We start from the raw sequence: 20,738 nt of genomic DNA on the forward strand, positions 1-20,738 counted from the left end.
GCCGCTAAAGGCGCAAGGCCGCGCAGCCCGCAGGCGGTTAAAACCGCGCCTATGGGCGGCAAGCCAGGCGACACGACCCTCTCCAGAGACTCCTCGCCCCAGGCGGGCGCGGCGTTGTGTTCAGAGGGGCGGCGTGCGCGCGGGCGCAGCGATGCGCCGCCAGGGACGGCGGCGGTACAGGCGGGTTGGCGACCAGGGACGGCGGCGGTATGGGTGCTACGTTTCGCTGTGAGGATCGGAAAGAATGTGATCAGGAGAGCGTTCGCATGCCAGATGAGACGTTCCAGGTGGAAGATAGGATAGACGATCAGGATTACACGTTTCTGCAAGAGCAAATTCATGCCTACAATATGGCGGCTACTGGCTATTATGATGGGCGCGATATTGCGCTGCTGGTTCGTGATGAGCAGGGGACCATCGTCGCGGGCCTTTGGGGCTGGACGTGGGGCGGTATGATGAAGGTGCAGTACCTGTGGGTGCGCGAGGAGGAGCGGGGCAAAGACTATGGGACGCGCATGCTTCAGGCTGCCGAGGCCGAGGGGCGGGCGCGCGGCTGCCGCCAGGTGGCGCTTGATACGCACAGCTTTCAAGCGCCACTGTTTTATCAGAAGTTGGGCTACGAGGTCTATGGGACGCTGGATGACGATCCGATAGGGTACAAGACCTATCACCTGAGAAAGCGGCTATAGCAGGCGCATGTGCGCCACGAATACCGGCGGAATCCTTACAGAAAGCCCTGCGCTTTTAAGCCAGGGAGGGCGGTGCAGGCTAGGCGGAGGGTGGCGTTTCCTGGGAGATGGGGGCCGGGCGCAGTTCGAGCGTTTGGCCCAGGATGAACGCCAGGTGCATGATGAGAGAAAGCCTGGGATCGGACTCGCCACGCTCCAGGCTTTCCAGCGCGGATGCGCTCATGCCGAGGCGTTTAGCGACTTTGGCTCGTGAGAGGCCGAGCGCGATACGCTTCTCTGCGAGCGCCTCCAAAAGTTCATGTTTGCGCAGGTGAGCTTCAACCGCCTCTGGAAAAAGAGGGTCTTCCTTGGTAAACTCACGCATCATCTCTTCCAGGAAATCCTCTTCTTCCTCTGCCTCTTCGGCTTTCCTGTTATGCATAAAGCCTCTGGAGGTTAGCTCTGCGGTGTGTAGTGGTAGACAGAGCCAGTACGAGTCAATCCGGCAAGGATGCCCTGGCGCACCTTGCGGGTGGCTTCTTGTAGCTGTTGTGTTGCAGTGTCATCAAGCAGCCGCTCGCCGCAGTAGGTGCATTCACCTACTGTCAGGGTGACAGTGACAACATCTCCGTCAACAGGAACCACCTGATCTACTTTACGAATCACGTAGGTATCTTCTCGCCCGCAGCGTGGGCAGGTAATTCCTTCAAGAAGTTCTGCAAGACTTGCCATCTGCTCCTCCTCTCTGCCCTCATTATATAGTAAGAGCCTCAAAATCCACCGTTAGCCCTCAACGCTAGTTGATGCGCTTTTCGTGCCCGGCCCATTCTTTTTCGCGCAGGACGTACTTTTGGACTTTGCCGGTGGAGGTTTTGGGCAGGTCGCCAAATTCGACGGCGGCGGGACACTTGAAGTGGGCCATGTGTTCGCGGCAGAAGGCGATGATGTCGGCTTCGGTGGCTGTCTGGCCTGGCTTGAGGGTGACGAAGGCTTTGGGGCGCTCGCCCCACTGTTCGTCGGGGATGGCGACGACGGCGCATTCGAGGACGGAGGGATGGCGGGCGACCATTTGCTCGACTTCGATGGTGGAGATGTTTTCGCCGCCGGAGATGATGATGTCTTTTTTGCGGTCGCGCAGTTCGATATAGCCGTCGGGGTGCCAGACGGCTACGTCGCCGGAATGGAACCAGCCGCCCTCGAAGGCGCGCGCGGTGGTGGCTTCGTCGTTGAAGTAGCCTTTGGCAGCGTTGTTGCCGCGCATGAGGACTTCGCCCATCGTCTGGCCGTCGCGGGGTACGTCGTTCATGTCGGGAGCGACGACGCGCAGGCCATCGGCGATGACGTAGCACTGGCCCTGGCGGGCGAGCAGGCGGGCCTGGTCGTCGGGGGAGCGCTCGGCCCATTCGGGGTGCCATTCGCATACGGTGTGCGGGCCGTAGGTTTCGGTGAGGCCGTAGACATGGATGGGGCGGAAGTTGAGCGATTTCATCTGGCCCAGCAGGGTGGGCGAAGGCGGCGCGCCCGCGACGGTGACGGTGACCTGGCGGTCCAGATGGTGCGCCTGGGGGGCGTTGACGAGCGAGATATGGACGGTGGGCGCGCCGTTGAAGTGGGTGACGCCTTCGCTTTCGATCAGTTCCCAGATGCGGGCGGGGTCGAGCTTGCGCAGGCAGATGTGTGTGCCCGCGACGGCGGTGACGCCCCAGGTGAAGCACCAGCCGTTGCAGTGGAACATGGGCAGGGTCCAGAGGTAGACGCTCTCGAAGGTCATGCCGGTTTCGATGACTTCGCCCAGCCCGTTCAGATAGCCACCGCGATGGGTGTACATGACGCCCTTGGGTTTGCCAGTGGTGCCGGAGGTGTAGTTGATGGAGATGGTTTCTTCTTCGTCTTCGAGCCAGCTTGTGACCAACTCTGGCGAGCCGCCCGCCAGAAAGGCTTCGTAGGGGTCGTCGGGCGCGCCACTATCGTCAATACGTACAAGCTGGATGCCTGCGGGGTCTTCGACGAGATGCTGAAGCTCGGCGTCAACGAAGAGGAAGCGCGCGCCGGAGAGTTGCAAGATGTAGCTGATTTCGGAGGCGGAGAGGCGGGTGTTGATGGCGACGAGGATGCCGCCAGCGGCGGGTACGCCAAAGTGGGCTTCGAGCATGGGCGGGGTGTTGAAGGCGAGGAAGGCGACGCGATCATGCTTCTGCATGCCAGCGGCGCGCAGGGCCGAGGCCAGGCGGTTGACGCGCTCCTCGAACTGGCGATAGGTGTAGCGGCGTTCTCCGTGGACGATGGCGATTTTGTCGGGGAAGACGGAGGCGCTTCGGCGAAGGAAGCTGACGGGGGTGAGTTCGCTGCGATAGACTTTCTCTGTCATGTGGCGTTTCCTCCTGACCTGGGGATGACCTTCTATCGTACTGTAGGGATAGTCTAGCAGAGAAGTGGGCGCTTGACCAGTGCGGCTGGCGGCTAAAGCCGCGCCTGGAGGCTGCGCCGCCAAGCCTGCCGACGCAGGCTCCCCGCCCCTATGAGCGGGGTGATTGCGCTCTGGAGGGGCGTGCGCGCTGGCGCGGCGGTGAGCCGCCTGGAAGGCGGCGCTACAAGTGGCGCTGGCGTGGAAGGGGGGCGTGCGCGCTGGCGCGGCGGTGAGCCGCCTGGAAGGCGGCGCTACAAGTGGCCGCCAGGGATGGCGGCGGTACACGCGGCGGTGGGCCGCCTGGAAGGCGGCGCTACAAGTGGCCGCCAGGGATGGCGGCGGTACGGGCGTTCAGGGGTATATTTTCTGTTCGTTGGAGAGCATGGCGATGAACTTGCTGATGCGGGCGGCGCGGGTTTCGGGTCTTCTGGCGGTTTGGATTCTGTAGAGGATGGCGTAGCGGTTGACGCTGTTGAGTGTATTGAAGAACGTGTGCGCCTGGGGGTTGGTGTCCAGTTGGCGTTGAAAGTCGTCAGGGATGCTGATGCTGCTCTGCGAGTCGTAGGCGGCTTGCCAGCGGCCATCGGCCTGCGCGAGTTCTATTTGATGGAGGCCCGCTGGCTGCATGCGGCCCTGGGCGATGAGGGCGGTGGCTTTGGCGCAGTTGATTTTTGACCAGCCGCTCTTTGGGCCACGCGGGGTGAACTTTTGGAGCCAGTACTGGTCGTCAAAGGGGGCTTTTTGTCCGTCGATCCAGCCGTAGCAGAGGGCAGCATCGAGGGCTTGCGCGTAGTCTACGGAGGGGATGCCGGTTTCTTTTTTGGCGATTTTGAGCCAGATACCCCTGGCGCTGGTATGGTTTTCTTGAAGCCAGGCTTCCCAGCTTTGCGGGGTGTCGAAAGGTATGGTTGGGAGATGATCCGCATTACTCATGTGTTGATTATACCTAACCTGCTTGAGAGTTGTCAGCTACATTTGTGTATGACGACGGGGCAAGGAATGGTAGGGTAATCAACGGCGGCGATCAGGTCGGCCAGGAACCGGTCAGCAATGGGGGTTCCCCAACCGGAAGCGAGGTCGTAGCCAGACTGCGCTTTATAGCCGGTGATGCCGTGATAGGTGTTATTGCCGCTGGTGATGTCGTGCATGCTTTTGCCGCGCAGACTATAAAGCGCGGGGTGGATAAAGCCTAATGGTTTGCCGCGCATCTGGTTGGCGATGGCGATCAGCCCGGCCCAGCAAGGGGCGCTGGCGCTGGTCCCGCCGATGACATCCCAGTGTTTCCACTTTCTGGAGTTGACCTGGCCCAGGACGCCAGTCTCAAATGAGGCGTAGAGGTCGAAGCTTGGTTCTGCGGGGAAAGCGACATCAGGAAGGCCACGTTTGCCTTTGAGCGTGCGTTGATTGAGCAAGCCGAGTTGATAGTCTGGCTCAGGGAAGACGGCGCTCAGGCCGCCGCCGGTAGCTCCGCCGTTCGAGTCATTCCAGACGCGCTCGCTGCTGTAGGTTCCGCTTGCATCGCGCACCTGGAGGGTGGTGCCGCCGACGGCCAGTACGTAGGGATCGGAGGCGGGCCAGGAGACGTTCGGCTTTCGCCAGACGGCGTTGGGATTGTTGGAGCCATCAGGGTTGGTGACGCCGTTGTCGCCGCTGGATGCCAGGACGGTGATGCCAGCCGTCACGGCGTCTTTCAGAATCGCGTCCTGGAACAGGTAGAACTGCCGATCTGAGGATTTCTCTGAGGCGGAGGCGCCGACTGCGCCGAGTTCGCTGCCGCCATAGCTGATAGTGATGATCTGCCCTAACTGGTTGTACAGCGCGTAGTTGAGCGTATCTGCCATTCTCCAAAAAAGGCAATTATCTTCCCGCGAGCCGCTCGGCGACTTGTTGGAGCCAAGAAGCAGCACGATGTTGGCGCCTGGGGCGATGGCATGCGCCCATTCGACGTCGAGGGTGTTCTCAAGCTGCAAGTCATCTTCTTTATCAGGGCAGGTATAGGGAGCCGGGGGACCGGCCTGCTGGATAATCTTGAAGCTGGGCGGGTCGGGCAAGCCCCAGACTTTATCGAAGTGATGCAGATCGGCTTGCAGGGAGCTTGTTTTCCCGACGCCAAGGATGACGATGGTCTGGCCCGCGCCATTGTAGCCCTGCTTATAGAGGGCGGGCAGGTTGAATGCCCGTTGGATTTGCTCCGGGCTATAACAGGGGTGGCCGAGCGCGATCAGGCATTGCTGGGTGGTTGGCCCGGTGCCGTCTGGTCGGAAGGGGTAGGTCTGTGGGGTGGGTGTAGGAGAGATGAAGGGGGTTGCCGTTGGCGTTGGGCTGGCCTGCGCAAGGGCTGTGGTTGTCGGCTGCTGCGCCGGGGTGGAACGCAGGGTCTGCCCCAGCGCCAGCGCGGTGAGCAGGAGCAGGGTCGCAGCGGCGCTGAGGGTCAGGATACGGCGGCGCTTCCTGGGCTTCCGGCGCGCGGGGTAAGGAGACGAACTGCTGGAGGCCGGGCGAACGCTGCCGGGGGCGCTCGTCTGCCTCAAGAGGTCAAGCTGTCGGCTGGTGATCTCTTTTTGGCGCGCGACGATGCGCGCCAATTGCTCCTGAACCCTGGTTAGCTCTGGTTGCAATTGCGCGACTCTTGCCAGGGCTTCGTTCGCCAGGTCATGGCGATTGGCCTGGCGGGCGAGCGGCGCTTGCTCGGTATACCGAGTGATCTGGGTTTGGAGTTGAACGCGCCGGTTTTCGAGGTCGCGCTCGATGGCTGAGAGGTGATCCGATGCCTGTTTGAGGGAGGTGAGTTCTCTGGTGATGGCTTCGCTGTCCTGCGCCGAGCGACTGTTCCGGCTTCCCGCTGGCGGCTGCTGATCGTTCATAGACCAACCATGCCTCCTTACACGACCCTTGAATTATTGCCTGCTATTTATTAAACGCATGGGAAGCCCGGGCGTATCGTTTCAGCGGCAGGTGTTTTAAGAATGCCTCACACAACCGACGGGTGGCCCCAACCCCTGCCGCCTGGAAGGACGGCGCTACAACCCCACCCCTGCCGCCTGGAAGGCGGCGCTACAACCCCGCCCCTGCCGCCTGGAAGGCGGCGCTACAGCCCCACCCCTGCTCGTGCGGAGGGTGTGTGAGGCGCTCTGAGGGTCAGGAGCCGAGCATCTCGACGTATACGTCGAACTGGCCTTGCGTGACTTTGATGGGCGCGATGGTCCCGGAGCCGACCAGTTTTGGACAGTCGAAGCTGCCTTTGACTTCGTGGAGCGGCTTTTTCTGCGCCTGGAGGTTGAGGGGGGTGTCGCTGGCGATGGTGACGGCGCACTGCGCTGGTGGATGTAGGGACCAGGAGTTTTGCTGGTTGCTGATTCTTATGGTTCCGTTGAAGCTGCCAGGGGCTGGATTGGTCTGGAACGGCTGGAGGGTGTAGGAGCCAGGGCCAGGATAGGGCGAGAGGGTTAGCCCGAAGTTCAGGGTGCCGTTGTTGACGACGACCTGAAGGACGTTGGCGCTCGCGCCCTTTTGGATGGAGCTTGCGGGCGCTGCGGTGTTCTCGGGCAGGGTGATGGTGGTTGTGCCTTGCAGGCCGCCTGATGAGTTGAAGCTGACGCGGCCAATGATTTTGCCTGCGGGGCTGAGGTTCGGGCTGTTGGCGGCGGTGGTTGGTCCTTTGTGGACGAAGGCGAAGATGCCAATGACGCCACCCAGGATGACGCCCACCAGCGCCGCCAGGATCAGGATCAGGCGCGGGTTGAGTTTTTTTGGTGTGGGCGCGGGCGTGGGCGCCACGCGTGGTCTGCCCGATTGGGACGACGCGCCTGGGCGCTGACGGGGCGCGGGTTTGCCTGGCTGCGCCGGGGTATGCTGGCGCGGGCGGGGCGCTGGCCCATCTGGCGGCTGAAGGGGAGGACGGGCGCGCGGTGTGGATGAGGCGGGCGGTCTGGTGCGCGCGGTAAATGGGTTGGTGGGGCCAGCGGGCGGGAAGGATGAGGAGGGGCGGGCGGGTGGTCGCTGGCCGGTAGGTTGGAACCTGAAGCCACAGTTCATGCAGGATGTGGCCTGCGCTGGTAGCAGACGCCCGCAGTTGGGACAGGTTCTCGGTTGCATAGCCCGCGTCCTCTCATCTAAGGGCCATTTCAGGTGGAGATGAAGCTCTATAGCTCAGTATAGTCTCTGGCGTCAAGCAGGCTGGCGGTTAAAACCGGGCCTGCGGCGGGCGCTTGCCGCCCTGGCGATTGAAATCGCGGCTAGAGGCGTCTGCGGACGCCACCAAGCCTGCCGACGCAGGCTCCCCCGCCCCAGGAAGGCGAGGCGATTGCGACGAGGGGCGGGCGCGCGGGGGCAGCGGTGGCCGCCAAGATGGCGGCGCTACAAGTGGGGCATGTGATACACTCAGCGGGGTGATTTTGGGAAGGTTGTTTGGCGATGGGATATGCCAGGGTGTTTTCTGTGCAGGGAGTGAGAGGAGCGTCTGTTGTGACGCATCTGTATTTGATTCGACATGGGGATTTTATGTTTGGGCTGAAGGATGGCCGGTATCTTGACCTGGGGCTGACGCCGCTGGGTGTGACGCAGGCAGAACGGCTGCGGGACCGTCTGGCAAGGACCGGTGAGATTCAGGCGGATGTGTTGATTGCGAGTACGCTGCCACGCGCCCGGCAGACGGCGGAGATTCTCGCGCCCGCGCTGGGTCTGCCGGTGGTGTTGGATGAGGAGGTTGAGGAGTGGCGTAACGAGGATGGGAGCCTGAGTCCTGGGGAGCTTGAGGAGCGGGCGCAGGCGATCCCGGAGGGTCAGATGCCTTTTTTTCGCTGGGTTCCTGGGTGTGAGAACTGGCTGGAGTTTTCGATTCGGGCGGATGCTGCGCTGAATCGGATTGTGCGGGAACATGCAGGGAAGACGATTGTGGTGGTGTGCCACGGCAATGTGATCGAGGCGGCCTTTTCGTTTTTTCTGGGGGCGAGTGGCGCGCCGCTGCTGCGGTTCAATGTGCTGGCGGGGCATACTTCTATTAGCCACTGGCAGAAGGAGGTACCTTTTCCTGGTTTTCTGAGCGAGTGGCTGCTGGAACGCTTTAATGATCGGGTTCATCTGGTGGAGCCGGTGGGAGGCGATTGAGCGGGCGGTTCATGATTTTTGAGTTGTCCTGGGGGCTGCCAGGAGGCAGGCGGCTGAAGGCCGCGCCTGGAGGCGGCTGGCGGTTAAAACCGCGCCTGGAGGCTACGCCGCCAAGCCTGTCTACACAGGCTCCCCGCCCCAGGAAGGCGAGGCGGTTGCGACGAGGGGCGGGCGCGCGGGGGCGGCGCGGCGGTGGGCCGCCTGGAAGGCGGCGGTACAAGTGGCGTTCGCCTGGAAGGGGCGCGTGCGCGGTGGCGCAGCGTTGAGCCGCCTGGAAGGCGGCGGTACAAGTGGCCGCCTGGAAGGCGGCGCTACAAGTGGCCGCCAGGGATGGCGGCGGTACAAGTGGCGGCGGTACGGATGGGTGGGCCGCTGGCGTATCCGTGAGTCCAGGGGTGTTGTTCTGGCGGGCGCAGCCAGCGGGAGACGTGCGCGGGCTGATACTCGTGAGCAGAGGCAGCAGGCCGCGAGCGTCTCCCAGGCGTAAGGGGCCATCATGCGTCATGTCTAGGTGACGTTAAAGGTGATGCTGGCTTCCAGGTCGTCGTTGTAATAGAGTTCGACCTGATGCTCGCCGGTGTTATTGATCTCAAAGCTGTTGCCGTAAAAGTTGGTTCGCTGGTGGATGAGCGCCGAGTGGGTTTGGAGTTCGTAGCGGCCATTGTTATACAGCTTGAGCGTTACCAGCGCGTCGGGGTCTGCATTGGTCACGGTATAGACGACCCAGACGGTAGCGCCACGGTTGAACGTCTCGGTTTCTCCGGTGACTTTGCCGGACTGATCGTCAAAGCCGGTTCCGGTTTGGACCGTGGTGATGTGTGCGCCGGTCCTGACTTGTTGATGGAAAAAGAGCGACCGAACAGACAGGACGCCGCCAATGGCAGTGAGGACGAGCACCACCACCACGATGATTACGCCCGGTGGTAGCCTGCGTTTCTTCCGGGCAACCCCGACCGGGGCCAGCGGTGGGGGTGGGCCGTAGCCTGGCTGCGTTGGCGCCATGCCATAGGGGTTGGTCGGTGGTGGGCCATACGGTTGTTGACCGTAGTTGGCGCCTGGTGGCGTGCCTGCCCGGAGCGTAGGATCAGACGCGCCTGATCCGCCGCTAGCGACAGGCGCTCCACAGCGGAAGCAGGAGACGCTCCCTGGTTGAATCGGAGCGCCGCAATTGGCGCATAGTTGCTGCATAGCATAAGACCTCATTCTTTCACTGCTCACGTGCTCGATCTTTAGAATGCCTCACACAACGGACGGTTGGCCCCACCCCTGCCGCCTGGAAGGACGGCGCTACAGCCCCACCCCTGCCGCCTGGAAGGACGGCGCTCCAACCCCGCCCCTGCTCGTGCGGAGGTCGTGTGAGGCGATCTTTAGAGGAACAACGAAACGGGAACGTGCATTTCGTTGTTCCTCTGGGGACTATTCATCGCAATTTCCAGCCGAGAGTACCGTCAAAACTGACGAGCCTGCCCAATGGGCGGGTCGCTGCAACCGATGTGTTACTGATAGAACCGCTCCTTCCCTGCCTCGTGATAGAGTGCCTCTGGCGGCCCACCCGCTCGCCTCTCAGGCGGGCGCAGCCAGAGGGAGACGTGCGCGGGCTGCATGGTTTCGGTGACGACGGCGAGCAACTGCTGCTGCACCTGCTCCAGATTGACTTCGTTGCGCAGGCTGGCGCTGAAGGCGGCCAGGGTCTTTTCGGCGTCGTACTTCTTGCGATAGAAGCGGCGGTCAATGATGGCCTGAATGCGTCGGCGCAGGGGCAGGGAGAGGGCAGCAATCGCCAGGGTGGAGAGGACCAGCGCCACCGGGTTTTGCGCGGCGGTCCCGCCGAAGAGGCCCAACAGATGCTCCAGGCCGATGATGAGACCGGCGTAGAGGGCCGCCAGCAGGGCGGTCAGGAGGCCATAGACCAGCGTTTTGTTGATGATGCTGTCAATGTCCCAGAGGCGGTAGCGCAGCAGGGCGATGCCCACACAGACGGGGATGGGCAGAAACAGGATGTTCCCCAGCGCATAACCCGCCAGGTCATAGAGTACACCGGCGGTTCCAGACTGTCCAAGCGCCGGAAGCGGCAAAAATGCCAGATTGGCGCTGAGCGTGACGCCGTAGCCGAAGACGATCCATTTGATTTGCTGGCGCTGGAGGGGGCTGGCGCGGCGTCGGTAGCGGTAGGTCTGGGCAAACAGCGCGGAGACCAGAAAGCTGACGAACCCCAGCAGCAGAGCCGGTGTATTATGACGCAAGGGCGGAACGAACGCCGAGAACACGGATGGCGCGACCAACACGATCCACCACCAGCGCATCCAGCGGGGAGCGAAGCGCCCATCAGGGAAGAGGAAGAAAAAAGCCGGCAGCAAGCACCAGGCAAACTGGTTCGTAAGCGCGAAGAGCCAGGACCAGGAGGGGTAGAGGAGGGCCAGGCCGTCGAGATTGGTCGGCCAGACGGCTCCGAAGGCCATGAGAAACAGGGCCACCAGGAGGGCCATCCAGTCGTTGGATTTGCGCCAGAGCAGCAGGGCCGCGACGAGAAAGCAGCAGAGGACAAAGAGGAGATCAAGGATGGTACGGTACATTTGATAGAAGGCGACTGAGAGGCCAAGCTGAGCCAGGGCGGCCTGGAAGGCGGCTGGGGTTCTGCCTTCAGACACGTCGAACGTGGTGAGGTTGTTCAGGTGGGCCAAGCGCAGCAGGAGGCCGAGCGTGAAAGGGACGAACGCCAGCAGCGCGCCTGCCCCGCAGGCTATCCGCGCGAGGAGGAGCCAGCGGCCAGCCAGGCGGGTCTCGGCGGCGCCGGAGGGAGGCAGGCTCGCCTGATTGGTGATGGTAGAAGGAACGGATGGTATGCTCATGATCGCTTGCCCTCACTTCGGTTCAGAACGGTCTCATCCATGCGTCGCCTGGGCGCGTGGTCGGGCGGGCGCAGCCAGAGCGAGATATGGGCTGGCTGCATGGTTTCCTGTACCACCGCGAGCAATTGCTGCTGCACCTGCTCCAGATTGACCTCGCTGCGCAGGCTGGCGCTGAAGGCGGCCAGGGTCTTTTCGGCGTCGTACTTCTTGCGATAGAAGCGGCGGTCAATCAGGCTTTGGATGCGCCGCCGCAGGGGCAAGACGAGCGCGGCGATTGCCAGCGTGGAGATGACCAGCACTATTGGCTGAGAAGTTTGCTCGCTGATCGCCCCTACCAGACTGGTCAGGCCGATGATGAGGCCCGCGTAGAGGGCGGCCAGCAGGGCGGTCAGCAGGCCATAGACCAGCGTTTTGTTGATGATGCTGTCAATATCCCAGAGTCGGTGGCGCAAGAGCGCGATGCCGACACACAGGGGTATCTGTAAAAACAGGGAATTTCCCAGCGCAAAACCCGCCATGTTATAGAGTACGCCTATGGGTCCAGGCTGATCAAGCACTGGGAAGAGCGCCTCAAGCGCCAAATATCCCAACGTGGCGCTGAGCGTGACGCCGAAACCGAAGACGACCCATTTGATCTGCTGCCGCTGGACGGGGCTGGCGTGACGGCGATAGCGGTAAATCTGGGCAAGCAGCACTAAGGCCAGAGAACCGAAAAACAACAGCACCCCCAGCGCATCAGGCAAGCCGGGTACGAACAACTGAAGCAAGCCTGACCCGATCCACCCGATCACCAGCCAGCGCATCCAGCGGGGGACAAAGCGGCCATCGGGAAAGAGAAAGAAAAAGGCGGCCAGGAAGGTGAGGGAGAGTTGGTTGGCAATGGTGAAGAGCCAGGACCAGGCAGGGTAGAGGGCGGCCAGGCCGTCGAGATTGGTCGGCCAGATTGCGCCGAAGATGATCAGCACCAGCGCGACAAAGAGGGCCATCCATTCGTTGGATTTGCGCCAGAGCAGCAGGGCAGCAACGAGAAAGAAGCAGAGGGCAAAGATGAGATTTACCACAATCAGGTAGAGATGATAGAAGCTGACCGAGAGGCCAAGCTGAGCCAGGGCCGTCTGAAAGGCGGCTGCGCTCCAGCCGTTGGGGGCGTCTGAGAGACTGTTCAGGTGGTCAAAGCTCAGCACGAGGCCGAGCGTGAACAGCCAGATGGACAACAGCGCAGCAGCACCGAACGTTATCCGAGCGAGGAGGAGCCAATGCCCCTGCAAGCGCGTCTCGGCAGACGCTGGCGAGGCAGCCGATTGGCGCATCGTTTGGCTCCTTTCTGGACCAGGCACAGGGTATCTTCAGATTCCAGAATACCATGCCTCCGTGACGAAAGCGTTACGAAGGGCGTTACGGGGTTCCACCACACATGAGGTGTTGGCAAGCGAGGCGTGTGACTTGTAGCGCGTCCCTCCAGGCGGCTCAACGCTGGCGTGCTGGTACGTTGACCTGGAGGGCGAACGCTCGCGCTGGCGCGGCGTTGGCCGCCAAGATGGCGGCGCTACAAGTGAGGTTTGCCTGGAAGGGGAGGGTGCGCGCTGGCGCGGCGGCTGGCCGCCAGGATGGCGGCGCTACAAGTGGCCGCTGAGACGACGGTACGAGCGGTGGGCGAAGAGGGGGACTTGATTTTGGTGGAGTGTTTCGCTACAATAGCAACGCAGGATATATTCTGTCTCTTGGCACTGCTGCTATTCAGGAGTTATTTCTATGATGAAAAGCCATCATATTACGGCGGGCAAGCCGGTGGTGAGTGTGGCGGTGACGCTGGCCTGGATTCTTGGGTTTGTGGCGATCCCTTCGATCTCCTGGCATATTCCCCCTGATCCGGTCAATTACGCGCTTTCGTTTAATCTGAGGTGGATCTGGATTATCGCTTTTGCGGTGATCTGGCTGATGTTCCAACTGTTCTGGCGCGCGTCGTCGGAGACTACCAAGCTTTCGCTGGGTGTGTCGTATACGCTGGTCTGGCTGGCGCTGGCGTTCTTTTTCCCGTTCAAGGATCCGAATATCGAGAGCCAGGCGGGCGCGGTGGCGTTCTTTACGCTGGCCGGTGGGCTGGGGGTGGTGTTGATCTGGACGCGCTTTCTGGCCGACGAGTTTTAAGCCGGGCAAAGGCTGCAACTGAGCGATACACATGACCGGGTATTTCACCCGGTCATGTTTTTATGCTCGCGCGCCTATCTGCTATTCAGGCGCGCGCTGTCGCTGCCGCGACAAACCCGCCTACGAGGGATTCTTTGATGGCGGCTGAGCCGCGCAGGTGGACCCAGATGGGGCCTTCGTTCGGCTCGAAGACTAACTCGAAGGTGAAGAACGGGCAGCAGCGGCGCTCGGTGAGGGTAAACTCCAGCAGCCTGCTGGCCCAGGTGTCGCCGCCGGGGAAACGAAAGGCATAGCCGTCGTCCAATTCGCGCACCTGCTCGACCTCGTGGAAGAGGGCGCGGACCTCTTCTCCTCGCTTGACATGTTCATCCCCGGTTAAGTTGCAGGCAATCGGGGTGTCTTCTACGGCGGGTGTTTGTTCAATCATCCTGAGAACCCTTTCTTGATCATCGCTCTTTCAGACGGTTCCACCACCTATCGGGGGCCACTTGTAGCGCCGCCGTCTCGGCGGCTCAACGTTGGCCTGCTGGTCCGGTGGCCTGGAGGGCGAACGCGCGCCCTGGCGCAGCGTTGGCCGCCAAGATGGCGGCGCTACAAGTACCACGCCTCGTCTGCCAACACTTCCTGTGTAGTGGAACTTTTTCAGGCGTTTGCAAACGCTCCATGCGTTCGCTATAGTCTAGTGTAATTGTTAAAGTGTGCTTTAAGTCAAGGGGGAATAGGCGATCTGATGGAAGAACTGACGATTAGTGAGGTGGCGCGGCGCGCGGGCGTGCGGCCTTCAGCGATCCGCTACTATGAGAGCGTCGGAGTCTTGCCCGCGCCCGCGCGCGCGAGCGGACGCCGACGGTATGATGTCAGCGTGCTGGAGCGGCTGGCGGTCATTCAGTTGGCTCAGGAGGCGGGCTTTACGGTGGCGGAGATCAAGGGTCTGTTCTCTGATTTTGCGCCAGAGGTTCCTGCTTCGGCGCGCTGGCAGGCGCTGGCAACCGAGAAGCTTGCCGAGGTGGAGGCGCTCATTGCCAGGGCGCAGAACATGAGGCGGTTGCTGGAAGAGTGCTTGCTCCAGTGCCGGTGTCTGAGCCTGGAGGAATGTGGGCGGCTGATTGGAAGCCGGTAGCCGCCCCGCTCAGCCCCACCCCGCTTGCCGCCAGGGACGGCGGCGGTACACGCGCCCCGCTCAGCCCCGCTCGCCGCCAGGGACGGCGGCGGTACGGGTGAAGGCGGCTCTTTACACAAGAGGACGCCGCGAAGGTTCTGGCGCAAAAAACGGTCAGGGGGGGAGCGGTCGGCGGGTGGGATGCCAGCCACCTGCCGACCGAGGAGGGAAAAGAGGGAAGAGGGAAAACTTCTTCTACGCAGACTATATGGCCCCTTTGTTACGGTCTGGTGAACCTTCTGTTAAAGTTGAGGCCATTTCTCTTCGGGTTGATAGAGTGATGGTAATACGCCGGTGGTATGTTTGTCAGTGAAGCAGACCACAGCCGTTCTGTGAACCAGGACCATCTGGCACAGAACCTGCGGAAAATGGAGGAAGGAGTAGTGCAGCCCTTCCTTACTTGCATGCGCGCCTGATCAGGGCGTAATATGAGCGATGGCTGGAAAGGCAAAGAGCCGTGAGAGGTCTGTATCATAGAGGCAGTGAAGAGCCGATTGGGTTTTCAGGCGTTTGGGAAGAAACATGGTGCGCTCGCGCCCGGCTGGCATGGCAGGCGGAGCGTTATCGAGCCTGGCTGCGCGAGCAGGGGTGTTCGCGCGATCAAGCCGCAGAGATGGCTATACGTTTGCTGATGGCGAGCGAGCCGGATGCGCCGCCGCCGACCCCTTCACATCCCCCACTGATCCACTAGGGGCATTGGTACCCTCAGCGCCCCATCAGTTTCATTATCAACCATGTACCGACAGCCCCCAGGAATAAGAAGGGGGAGGCGGTCAGCACGAGGACGAAGATGCTGAGGTTGTGGAATAATCCTTCTCCCGCGCGCACGGCCTGGGCCAAGGGGAAGCCGATGGCGACGGTCAAGGTGGCGACGAGCAGGGCGAGCCAGGGCAGCCGCCCGCTGCGCCCGCGCGGCGAGGCAGCGCCGACGAGCAGGCCAGCCCCCCACAGGATGAGGCCAAAGACGAGCGCCTTGAAGATTACGTCCTGGATGTTTACCTGGGGAAGCTGCGCGTAGGTGAAGAAAAGCACGGCGGCGCTTGCTATGCCCACGAGCAGGCCAGCGATCAATTCTATTTCTGGCGCTGAGATGCCCAGCGAGCGCCTGCTCGTTGCTGTCGGCGCGACGCGGTTTGGCGGTTGGGGTGGGATTTGAGGAGGCTGTACCTGAACTGCGGGCGCCGGCGGATTCTGGAATCCAGCCGTTGGCCTGGGCAGCGGGGGGATGATGGCCGATGGATGGCGCGCCTGTTCTGGCGGTGGGGGCGCTTGCGGTGGGGGCGGTGGGAAGAACTGCTCCGCCTGAAGCGGCGGCTGGGCAGGCGCGGGAAGGGGCGCTGGCATCTGCGGTATGGGCTGGATAAGCTCTGGCCCAGGCGCGCGCTGCGCCTGGGCCAGCGGGGGCTGGGCGATCTGTTGTGGCGGCGGTGGCGGCGGTGGTACACGCTGCTGCTGGGCGCGCTGGGCGGGCGCGGCTCCCACTGGCGGGATCATGCTGGTCATGAGGCTGGGGAAGATGGCCGAGTCTTCGAGGCCAGGGTAGACCTGCGCGGGGCGGTGTTCAGCGATGGCGCGGAGTTCTTCGGCTACTTCGGTGGCGCGCCAGGGTTTGCGATCAGGTGATGGCCGCCGGTCATTGGGGTCGTAGGCCATGAGGGTGATGATGAGAAAGTCAATGCGCCGCGCCTGGACGGCATCGAGGATGCCGGGCGTGAGGGCGGCGCTGGGCCGCGCGGGGAGGGGCAGGCCGAGGGAGGGGGGCCGCAGGCCGGTGAGCATGTGATAGAGCGTGGCGGCCAGGCCGTACATGTCGCTGCGCCCGTCGGCTCCTTTGCCAAGGGCCTGTTCGGGGGCGATATAGTCGGGAGTGCCCCATTGGGTCATGGCGCGCCTGCCGGTGAGGACGGCGGCGAGGCCAAAGTCGGTGACTTTGATCTGCCCATCGGAGGAGCGTATCAAGACGTTGTCGGGTTTGATGTCGCGGTGGATGATGGGCGGCTGGCGCGAGTGGGCGTAGGCGAGGGCGTCGGCGACGGTGGCGGCCATGCGCAGGCTCTCAAGGGGGCCAAGGCGCTGGCCGGGATATTTTGCCATGAGTTGGAGGATGGAGCCGCCTTCGATATATTCCATGACGATGTAGGGGCCAAGCTGTGGGTCTTGCCCCCAGTCCTGGATGGCGATGATATTCGGGTGTTGCAGGGCGCTGAGGATGCCAATCTCTTTGAGGACGCGCCGCTCGTATTCAGCGCGCCAGTGGCGGCTGGCGGCTGGTACTTTGATGGCTACGCGCTCGTCGCTGCGCTGGTTATCTGTGGCGAGGAAGACGGCGCCCATTGCGCCGCCGCCCAGGCGTTGGATGACTTTATAACGCTGACCAATCAAGGATGGCTGCGCGAATGATGGTATCATGACACCTTCCAACTGACCACGCTAACGCTGGTAGAGTGAGAAAAAGACGAGCAGCGCCAGTCCGATGCCAAAATAGCCCATGATCAGACCGGCGATGGCCGAACTATGTCCGCCGAGCCGCCCGCCGCTGCGCCGAATGTCGCCAAGGGCGAGGTGGCCGAAGATGACGGCCAGGATGCCCAGGAGGCCGCCCAACTCGATGAGCGCGAGGGCGAAGGCAAAAATGCCCAGCACCAGCGAGGCGGTGGCTTTGCCGCTGGAAGGCGGCTTGACGATTACCGGAACGACTGGCACAACTTGCACCACCGGGACGACGGGAATGACCGGCCCTACCGGAACGACGGGGACCACGGGAATGACCTGTGGCTGCGGCGGCATAGATATGGGCATGGGTGGCCTGGCTGGCATAGGCGGCGGTACGCGGGGGGCGGGCATGGGTGGTGGTGGATACGCCCCATAGCTGGAGACCGGCGGTATGCTGCGGCGCGGGCCATCGGGCGCGGGAGGATAGGCAGAGGATGGCGGTCTGCTGGCGCGCTCGGTGGGGGCAAATGGCGAGACGTTGGAAAGCGAGGCGCTGGCGGGGTGCGCGGATGGCCCCTCCAGCATGCTGCGCAGTTCTCCGATGACATCGGCGGCGCGCTGTGGTCGGCGCAGGTTGGGGTTGCCTTCCAGCAGGCCGAGGGTGAGCCGGTCTACGCTGGCGGCCAGATCGGGCGGCAGCGGTTCTCTGCCCGGCCAGGCGCTGGGCGGGCTGGCGCGGTTGACGGCAAGCCGAGGCGGGCGCTGGCCGGTGAGCATTTCGTAGAGGAGGGCGCCCAGGGAGTAGAGGTCGCTGCGTTCGTCAGCGCCCTGACCCATCGCCTGCTCGGGGGCGACGTAGGCCATTGTGCCGACGGCGGTGGACCCGGCGCGTTCGGAGAGGACGGCGGCGATGCCGAAGTCGGTGACTTTGACGACGCCATCACTTTTGCGGATGAGGACGTTGCCGGGTTTGATGTCGCGGTGAACGACGCGCAAGGGGGGCTTGTGGGCGTAGGCCAGGGCTTCAGCGACGCCGAGGGCGATTTTGAGGGCCTGGCGCGGCTGTAGTCGCCCGCCTTGCTGGCGCAGGAGTTCTTCGACGGTGGACCCATCCACGTATTCCATGACGATATAAAAGGGCAGGTCGGGGTCGCTGCCGGAACCATAGACCTGGACGATGTGGTGATGCTCCAGTTGGGCGAGGACATCACATTCGCGCTGCAAGCGGCTGATAACCTGAGGGTCGGGTTCATTGGGGAGCTTGATGGCTACATCCCGATGGCGAACCTCATCAACTGCCCGAACGACGGTTCCCATACCGCCGACGCCCAACTCTTCGGTGATGCGGTAGCGGCCAATGTACTGCCGTTCCATCCGGCCCTCCTTTGGGATCGCTGCGCTTTTCCAGTTAACTGTACCGTTTTCCTATCCCTCCGTCAAGTGCGCACACATCCTTCCCAGTGTACCTGTTTAGCAAGGATACGTCAAGTGTGGTGGACGATTGGGGTTCACCAAACATGAGATGTTGGCAGGCGAGGTGAAGGCGGCTCAACGTTGGCCTGCTGATACGCTGGCCTGGAGGGCAAACGCTCGCGCTGGCGGATCGCTGGCCGCCTGGAAGGCGGCGGTACAGGTGGGCTTCCCGCCCAATAGGCGCGCAAGGGCAGCGTGCGCGCTGGCGCAGCGGTGGCCGCCAGGATGGCGGCGGTACAGGTGGCTCAAAGGCGGCAGGGGCGGTACAGATGGGTGGCTGTTATGGGCCGTCCATGAGGCCGTAGATGAGATAGCAGTTGGCGTCATCGAGGACGAGGAGGAAGGTCTGGCCGCTATCGGGTGGGGCGAAGATGGGGTGGGGTGGGCCAAAGAGTGTTGGGATGACGCCTACTTGTTTGAGGGGCCAGAGGCGCAGTTCCACGAGCTGCTGCTTTGTGGCGCAGCTTTTGTCGGAGGGCTGACACCAGGTATCTCCGGCGCATTCGTTGGGGTTGCCATAATAGCGGCCATTATAGGAGATGCGATTGGGTAGGCGGTCGGGGCCGGGCAGGGCATAGCCAAAGTGGTTGGCTGCCCAGGGTTGGAAGGCGCCCCAGCCAAGCGCCGCGAGGATGACGCCTACCAGACCAATCCATAGGCCCAGCTGTATCAGGCGCGCTTTATTGAGCATGCAGGCCCCCTCTCTGCTGTGGAGAGCGCCCTTTCAATTGCCTACAAGATGTGTGCCGAGTGGTGGAGGCGTCTGGCACGAGTTGTCGCGCAACCTGGGGCCGATTCTATCACTGCCTGGCGGATACGGGCATGAACCAGTTCACAGCGGGGATGTGAAGAAACACACATTTCTGCCGTATCTGTTCGGGAACTGTGCCTACCTTCTCTCTCTAAGCAAGCGGGTGAACGCTATGAAACCAACTGGAAAGAACGTATCGCGGAAGCGGTTTATACAAGGGGCGCTGCTTCTGCTGCTTGTAGTGGTTCTGATCACGGGGGTGTTTGTGGTGAAGGGGGTGCTGACGCACTCCAAGAAGTATACGCTGGCCTGGCATTTCTATAACATCGGCTTTCCTGACATCAGCATTTCGCTGACTCCGGTGCAACCTGCCCGCCAATTGACTTCGCTGGGCCATTCGATTAGCCTGGATTTCAGCGTGCAGAAGACGTGGAGTTCGCTCAAGCTGGATACGACTGATCCCCAATATGCGTGCCTTCAGGGAGTTACGCCGCTGCTCTACGCGAATCAGCAGGCTTTCCCTGGTCGCTATCTGGCGGTTTTTGATGCCTGCGGGCAGCTTGCCCAGGCTCCTGCTGCTCAGGCCGGGAGGGGGCAGCCGCAGGTGGCGCCCCATTTTGCGGTGATGTTTACCTTTGAGCGGCCCCCGTGTTCGGTGTATGCAGGCACGCGGCCTGGTGAGCAGCCCAATAATTCTATTTGTTTCCCATCCCTGAATGGGACGCCGGGCAATACGCCATCAGCCCTGTTTCAGTGGGATCTTGAGAACGCGGCGTATGTCAATCAAATCATTCCACTGACGCCGATAAAGGCTCCGCGCCCCCTGAGTTCGTTTTCGCACCTGGTCGGTGTCAACCTGTACGTTGGCAGGCTCACTTTTGAAAGCACGGACCCCGCGTATCAATGCGATGTGGGTGTTCCTCCACTGCTCTTTGAGGATCAGGTTGCCTATCCGGCGCTGTTCATCGTCGCCTATCATCTCTGCGCCCAGGGCAAGACCAGCAGTGGCGCGAAGCTCTACGGGGTCTTTACCTTTGCTACGCCGCCTTGTTCGGTTGATGATTATGGCAAAGAACTCTGCTTCTTTTTTAAGGAAGTACCGGCGCAGCAGACTGGCGGTTGATGGGGTTTGACGTTTTCATGGGGTCTGCGCAGGCCAGTGGGCTGGCGGCTGAAGGCCGCGCCTGGAGGCTGCGCCGCCCCGCCCTGGCGATTGAAATCGCGGCTAGAGGCGTCTGCGGACGCTACCAAGCCTGTCTGCACAGGCTCCCCCCTCCCGCAGCAGGGCGGGGGCTGAGACGAGGGGCGGCGTGCGTGGCGGAGGGAGCCACTTGTAGCGCCGCCATCTTGGCGGCTGGACGTCGGCCTGCTAGTCCGCTGGCCTGGAGGGCGAACGCTCGCCCTGGCGCAGCGGTGGCCGCCTGGAAGGCGGCGCTACAAGTGGCCGCCCCTCCCGCAGCAGCGCGGCGATTGCGACGAGGGGCGGCGTGCGTGGCGGCGCGGCGTTGAGCCGCCTGGAAGGCGGCGCTACAAGTAGCCGCCCCACCCAATAAGCGCGGCGTTGAGCCGCCTGGAAGGCGGCGCTACAAGTGGCGTGCGCCTGGAAGGGCAGCGGAAGCGGTTGGCGAAGCGGTCCGCCGCCAGGGAGGGACGCGCGAGCGACCAACGGGAGCGAGCATGCCGAGGCCCAGCCAAGGCAAGCGGCCCTTCCCGAAGGGAGGGCGGCGGTACACGCGGTTGGCCG

The 20,738-nt window shown here is 62.5% G+C and carries 21 protein-coding genes; 6 read left to right on the top strand and 15 right to left on the bottom strand.

The features are described 5' to 3' along the window. Window positions 1-266: 266 nt before the first annotated feature. A complete protein-coding gene (locus VH599_09330; protein HEY7348501.1) occupies window positions 267-689 on the top strand; it encodes a GNAT family N-acetyltransferase in 423 nt (140 codons plus the stop codon). A 79-nt stretch (window positions 690-768) separates the two neighbouring features. Here the strand turns inward: VH599_09330 and VH599_09335 are convergent, their stop codons facing one another. From VH599_09335 to VH599_09360, 6 genes are all read right to left on the bottom strand, one after another. Continuing rightward, window positions 769-1,110, bottom strand: a complete 342-nt coding sequence (locus VH599_09335; protein ID HEY7348502.1) for a helix-turn-helix transcriptional regulator — start codon at window positions 1,108-1,110, stop codon at window positions 769-771. A gap of 14 nt (window positions 1,111-1,124) precedes the next feature. After that, window positions 1,125-1,400, bottom strand: a complete 276-nt coding sequence (locus VH599_09340; GenBank protein ID HEY7348503.1) for a YgiT-type zinc finger protein — start codon at window positions 1,398-1,400, stop codon at window positions 1,125-1,127. 64 nt (window positions 1,401-1,464) lie between these two features. Then, entirely contained in the window at window positions 1,465-3,036 is a 1,572-nt protein-coding gene (locus tag VH599_09345) for an acyl--CoA ligase family protein (GenBank protein ID HEY7348504.1), read from the bottom strand. A gap of 390 nt (window positions 3,037-3,426) precedes the next feature. Next, on the bottom strand, window positions 3,427-4,008 hold the full coding sequence (locus VH599_09350; protein HEY7348505.1) for a YdeI/OmpD-associated family protein: 582 nt from the start codon (window positions 4,006-4,008) through the stop codon (window positions 3,427-3,429). 32 nt (window positions 4,009-4,040) lie between these two features. Next, window positions 4,041-5,939: a S8 family serine peptidase gene (locus VH599_09355; protein ID HEY7348506.1), complete on the bottom strand. Its 1,899-nt coding sequence runs from the start codon at window positions 5,937-5,939 to the stop codon at window positions 4,041-4,043. Between the two features lie 274 nt (window positions 5,940-6,213). Continuing rightward, complete coding sequence (locus VH599_09360; GenBank protein HEY7348507.1) at window positions 6,214-7,170, bottom strand: hypothetical protein; 957 nt, start codon at window positions 7,168-7,170, stop codon at window positions 6,214-6,216. Between the two features lie 369 nt (window positions 7,171-7,539). On the opposite strand from VH599_09360, the gene VH599_09365 reads away from it, so the two are divergent. Further along, a complete protein-coding gene (locus VH599_09365; GenBank protein HEY7348508.1) occupies window positions 7,540-8,181 on the top strand; it encodes a histidine phosphatase family protein in 642 nt (213 codons plus the stop codon). On the opposite strand, the gene VH599_09370 is transcribed toward VH599_09365, so the two are convergent. The 4 genes from VH599_09370 to VH599_09385 all read right to left on the bottom strand — a co-directional run bounded on the left by VH599_09370 (window position 8,138) and on the right by VH599_09385 (window position 12,340). After that, entirely contained in the window at window positions 8,138-8,686 is a 549-nt protein-coding gene (locus VH599_09370; GenBank protein HEY7348509.1) for a hypothetical protein, read from the bottom strand. The two genes, VH599_09365 and VH599_09370, sit on opposite strands and share 44 nt — an antisense overlap. Window positions 8,687-8,688: 2 nt before the next feature. Next, entirely contained in the window at window positions 8,689-9,369 is a 681-nt protein-coding gene (locus tag VH599_09375; protein ID HEY7348510.1) for a hypothetical protein, read from the bottom strand. A 308-nt stretch (window positions 9,370-9,677) separates the two neighbouring features. Next, the gene (locus VH599_09380) at window positions 9,678-11,030 is read right to left on the bottom strand and encodes a hypothetical protein (GenBank protein ID HEY7348511.1); all 1,353 of its coding nucleotides are present in this window, start codon (window positions 11,028-11,030) and stop codon (window positions 9,678-9,680) included. Further along, complete coding sequence (locus VH599_09385) at window positions 11,027-12,340, bottom strand: hypothetical protein (protein ID HEY7348512.1); 1,314 nt, start codon at window positions 12,338-12,340, stop codon at window positions 11,027-11,029. Before VH599_09385 ends, VH599_09380 begins: the two co-directional genes overlap by 4 nt. A gap of 442 nt (window positions 12,341-12,782) precedes the next feature. Here VH599_09385 and VH599_09390 point away from each other — a divergent pair, with 442 nt between their 5' ends. Beyond that, entirely contained in the window at window positions 12,783-13,178 is a 396-nt protein-coding gene (locus tag VH599_09390; protein HEY7348513.1) for a hypothetical protein, read from the top strand. 85 nt (window positions 13,179-13,263) lie between these two features. On the opposite strand, the gene VH599_09395 is transcribed toward VH599_09390, so the two are convergent. Next, on the bottom strand, window positions 13,264-13,605 hold the full coding sequence (locus VH599_09395; protein HEY7348514.1) for a hypothetical protein: 342 nt from the start codon (window positions 13,603-13,605) through the stop codon (window positions 13,264-13,266). Window positions 13,606-13,908: 303 nt separating this feature from the next. Between VH599_09395 and VH599_09400 the strand changes: the two genes are divergently transcribed. Next, the gene (locus tag VH599_09400) at window positions 13,909-14,298 is read left to right on the top strand and encodes a MerR family transcriptional regulator (protein ID HEY7348515.1); all 390 of its coding nucleotides are present in this window, start codon (window positions 13,909-13,911) and stop codon (window positions 14,296-14,298) included. Between the two features lie 496 nt (window positions 14,299-14,794). Then, window positions 14,795-15,028 carry a hypothetical protein gene (locus VH599_09405; protein ID HEY7348516.1) on the top strand — a complete coding sequence of 78 codons (234 nt, stop codon included), beginning with the start codon at window positions 14,795-14,797 and terminating at the stop codon, window positions 15,026-15,028. 14 nt (window positions 15,029-15,042) lie between these two features. Here VH599_09405 and VH599_09410 read toward each other — a convergent pair whose 3' ends face one another. The 3 genes from VH599_09410 to VH599_09420 all read right to left on the bottom strand — a co-directional run bounded on the left by VH599_09410 (window position 15,043) and on the right by VH599_09420 (window position 18,934). Then, a complete protein-coding gene (locus VH599_09410) occupies window positions 15,043-16,746 on the bottom strand; it encodes a serine/threonine-protein kinase (GenBank protein ID HEY7348517.1) in 1,704 nt (567 codons plus the stop codon). 21 nt (window positions 16,747-16,767) lie between these two features. After that, complete coding sequence (locus VH599_09415) at window positions 16,768-18,144, bottom strand: protein kinase (protein ID HEY7348518.1); 1,377 nt, start codon at window positions 18,142-18,144, stop codon at window positions 16,768-16,770. Between the two features lie 379 nt (window positions 18,145-18,523). After that, window positions 18,524-18,934, bottom strand: a complete 411-nt coding sequence (locus VH599_09420; GenBank protein ID HEY7348519.1) for a hypothetical protein — start codon at window positions 18,932-18,934, stop codon at window positions 18,524-18,526. Window positions 18,935-19,166: 232 nt separating this feature from the next. Here VH599_09420 and VH599_09425 point away from each other — a divergent pair, with 232 nt between their 5' ends. Further along, window positions 19,167-20,117: a hypothetical protein gene (locus VH599_09425; GenBank protein HEY7348520.1), complete on the top strand. Its 951-nt coding sequence runs from the start codon at window positions 19,167-19,169 to the stop codon at window positions 20,115-20,117. Window positions 20,118-20,363: 246 nt separating this feature from the next. Here the strand turns inward: VH599_09425 and VH599_09430 are convergent, their stop codons facing one another. Further along, window positions 20,364-20,660: a hypothetical protein gene (locus tag VH599_09430; GenBank protein HEY7348521.1), complete on the bottom strand. Its 297-nt coding sequence runs from the start codon at window positions 20,658-20,660 to the stop codon at window positions 20,364-20,366. Window positions 20,661-20,738 lie beyond the last annotated feature (78 nt).

It is taken from the genome of Ktedonobacterales bacterium (assembly GCA_036557285.1).
Taxonomy (GTDB): domain Bacteria; phylum Chloroflexota; class Ktedonobacteria; order Ktedonobacterales; family DATBGS01; genus DATBHW01.

Coding starts and splice junctions, on each gene's coding strand:
- VH599_09330 (HEY7348501.1), top strand. CDS start 267: ATGCCAGATGAGACGTTCCAGGTGGAAGATAGGATAGACGATCAGGAT.
- VH599_09335 (HEY7348502.1), bottom strand. CDS start 1,110: ATGCATAACAGGAAAGCCGAAGAGGCAGAGGAAGAAGAGGATTTCCTG.
- VH599_09340 (HEY7348503.1), bottom strand. CDS start 1,400: ATGGCAAGTCTTGCAGAACTTCTTGAAGGAATTACCTGCCCACGCTGC.
- VH599_09345 (HEY7348504.1), bottom strand. CDS start 3,036: ATGACAGAGAAAGTCTATCGCAGCGAACTCACCCCCGTCAGCTTCCTT.
- VH599_09350 (HEY7348505.1), bottom strand. CDS start 4,008: ATGAGTAATGCGGATCATCTCCCAACCATACCTTTCGACACCCCGCAA.
- VH599_09355 (HEY7348506.1), bottom strand. CDS start 5,939: ATGAACGATCAGCAGCCGCCAGCGGGAAGCCGGAACAGTCGCTCGGCG.
- VH599_09360 (HEY7348507.1), bottom strand. CDS start 7,170: ATGCAACCGAGAACCTGTCCCAACTGCGGGCGTCTGCTACCAGCGCAG.
- VH599_09370 (HEY7348509.1), bottom strand. CDS start 8,686: ATGACGCATGATGGCCCCTTACGCCTGGGAGACGCTCGCGGCCTGCTG.
- VH599_09375 (HEY7348510.1), bottom strand. CDS start 9,369: ATGCAGCAACTATGCGCCAATTGCGGCGCTCCGATTCAACCAGGGAGC.
- VH599_09380 (HEY7348511.1), bottom strand. CDS start 11,030: ATGAGCATACCATCCGTTCCTTCTACCATCACCAATCAGGCGAGCCTG.
- VH599_09385 (HEY7348512.1), bottom strand. CDS start 12,340: ATGCGCCAATCGGCTGCCTCGCCAGCGTCTGCCGAGACGCGCTTGCAG.
- VH599_09390 (HEY7348513.1), top strand. CDS start 12,783: ATGATGAAAAGCCATCATATTACGGCGGGCAAGCCGGTGGTGAGTGTG.
- VH599_09395 (HEY7348514.1), bottom strand. CDS start 13,605: ATGATTGAACAAACACCCGCCGTAGAAGACACCCCGATTGCCTGCAAC.
- VH599_09400 (HEY7348515.1), top strand. CDS start 13,909: ATGGAAGAACTGACGATTAGTGAGGTGGCGCGGCGCGCGGGCGTGCGG.
- VH599_09410 (HEY7348517.1), bottom strand. CDS start 16,746: ATGATACCATCATTCGCGCAGCCATCCTTGATTGGTCAGCGTTATAAA.
- VH599_09415 (HEY7348518.1), bottom strand. CDS start 18,144: ATGGAACGGCAGTACATTGGCCGCTACCGCATCACCGAAGAGTTGGGC.
- VH599_09420 (HEY7348519.1), bottom strand. CDS start 18,934: ATGCTCAATAAAGCGCGCCTGATACAGCTGGGCCTATGGATTGGTCTG.
- VH599_09425 (HEY7348520.1), top strand. CDS start 19,167: ATGAAACCAACTGGAAAGAACGTATCGCGGAAGCGGTTTATACAAGGG.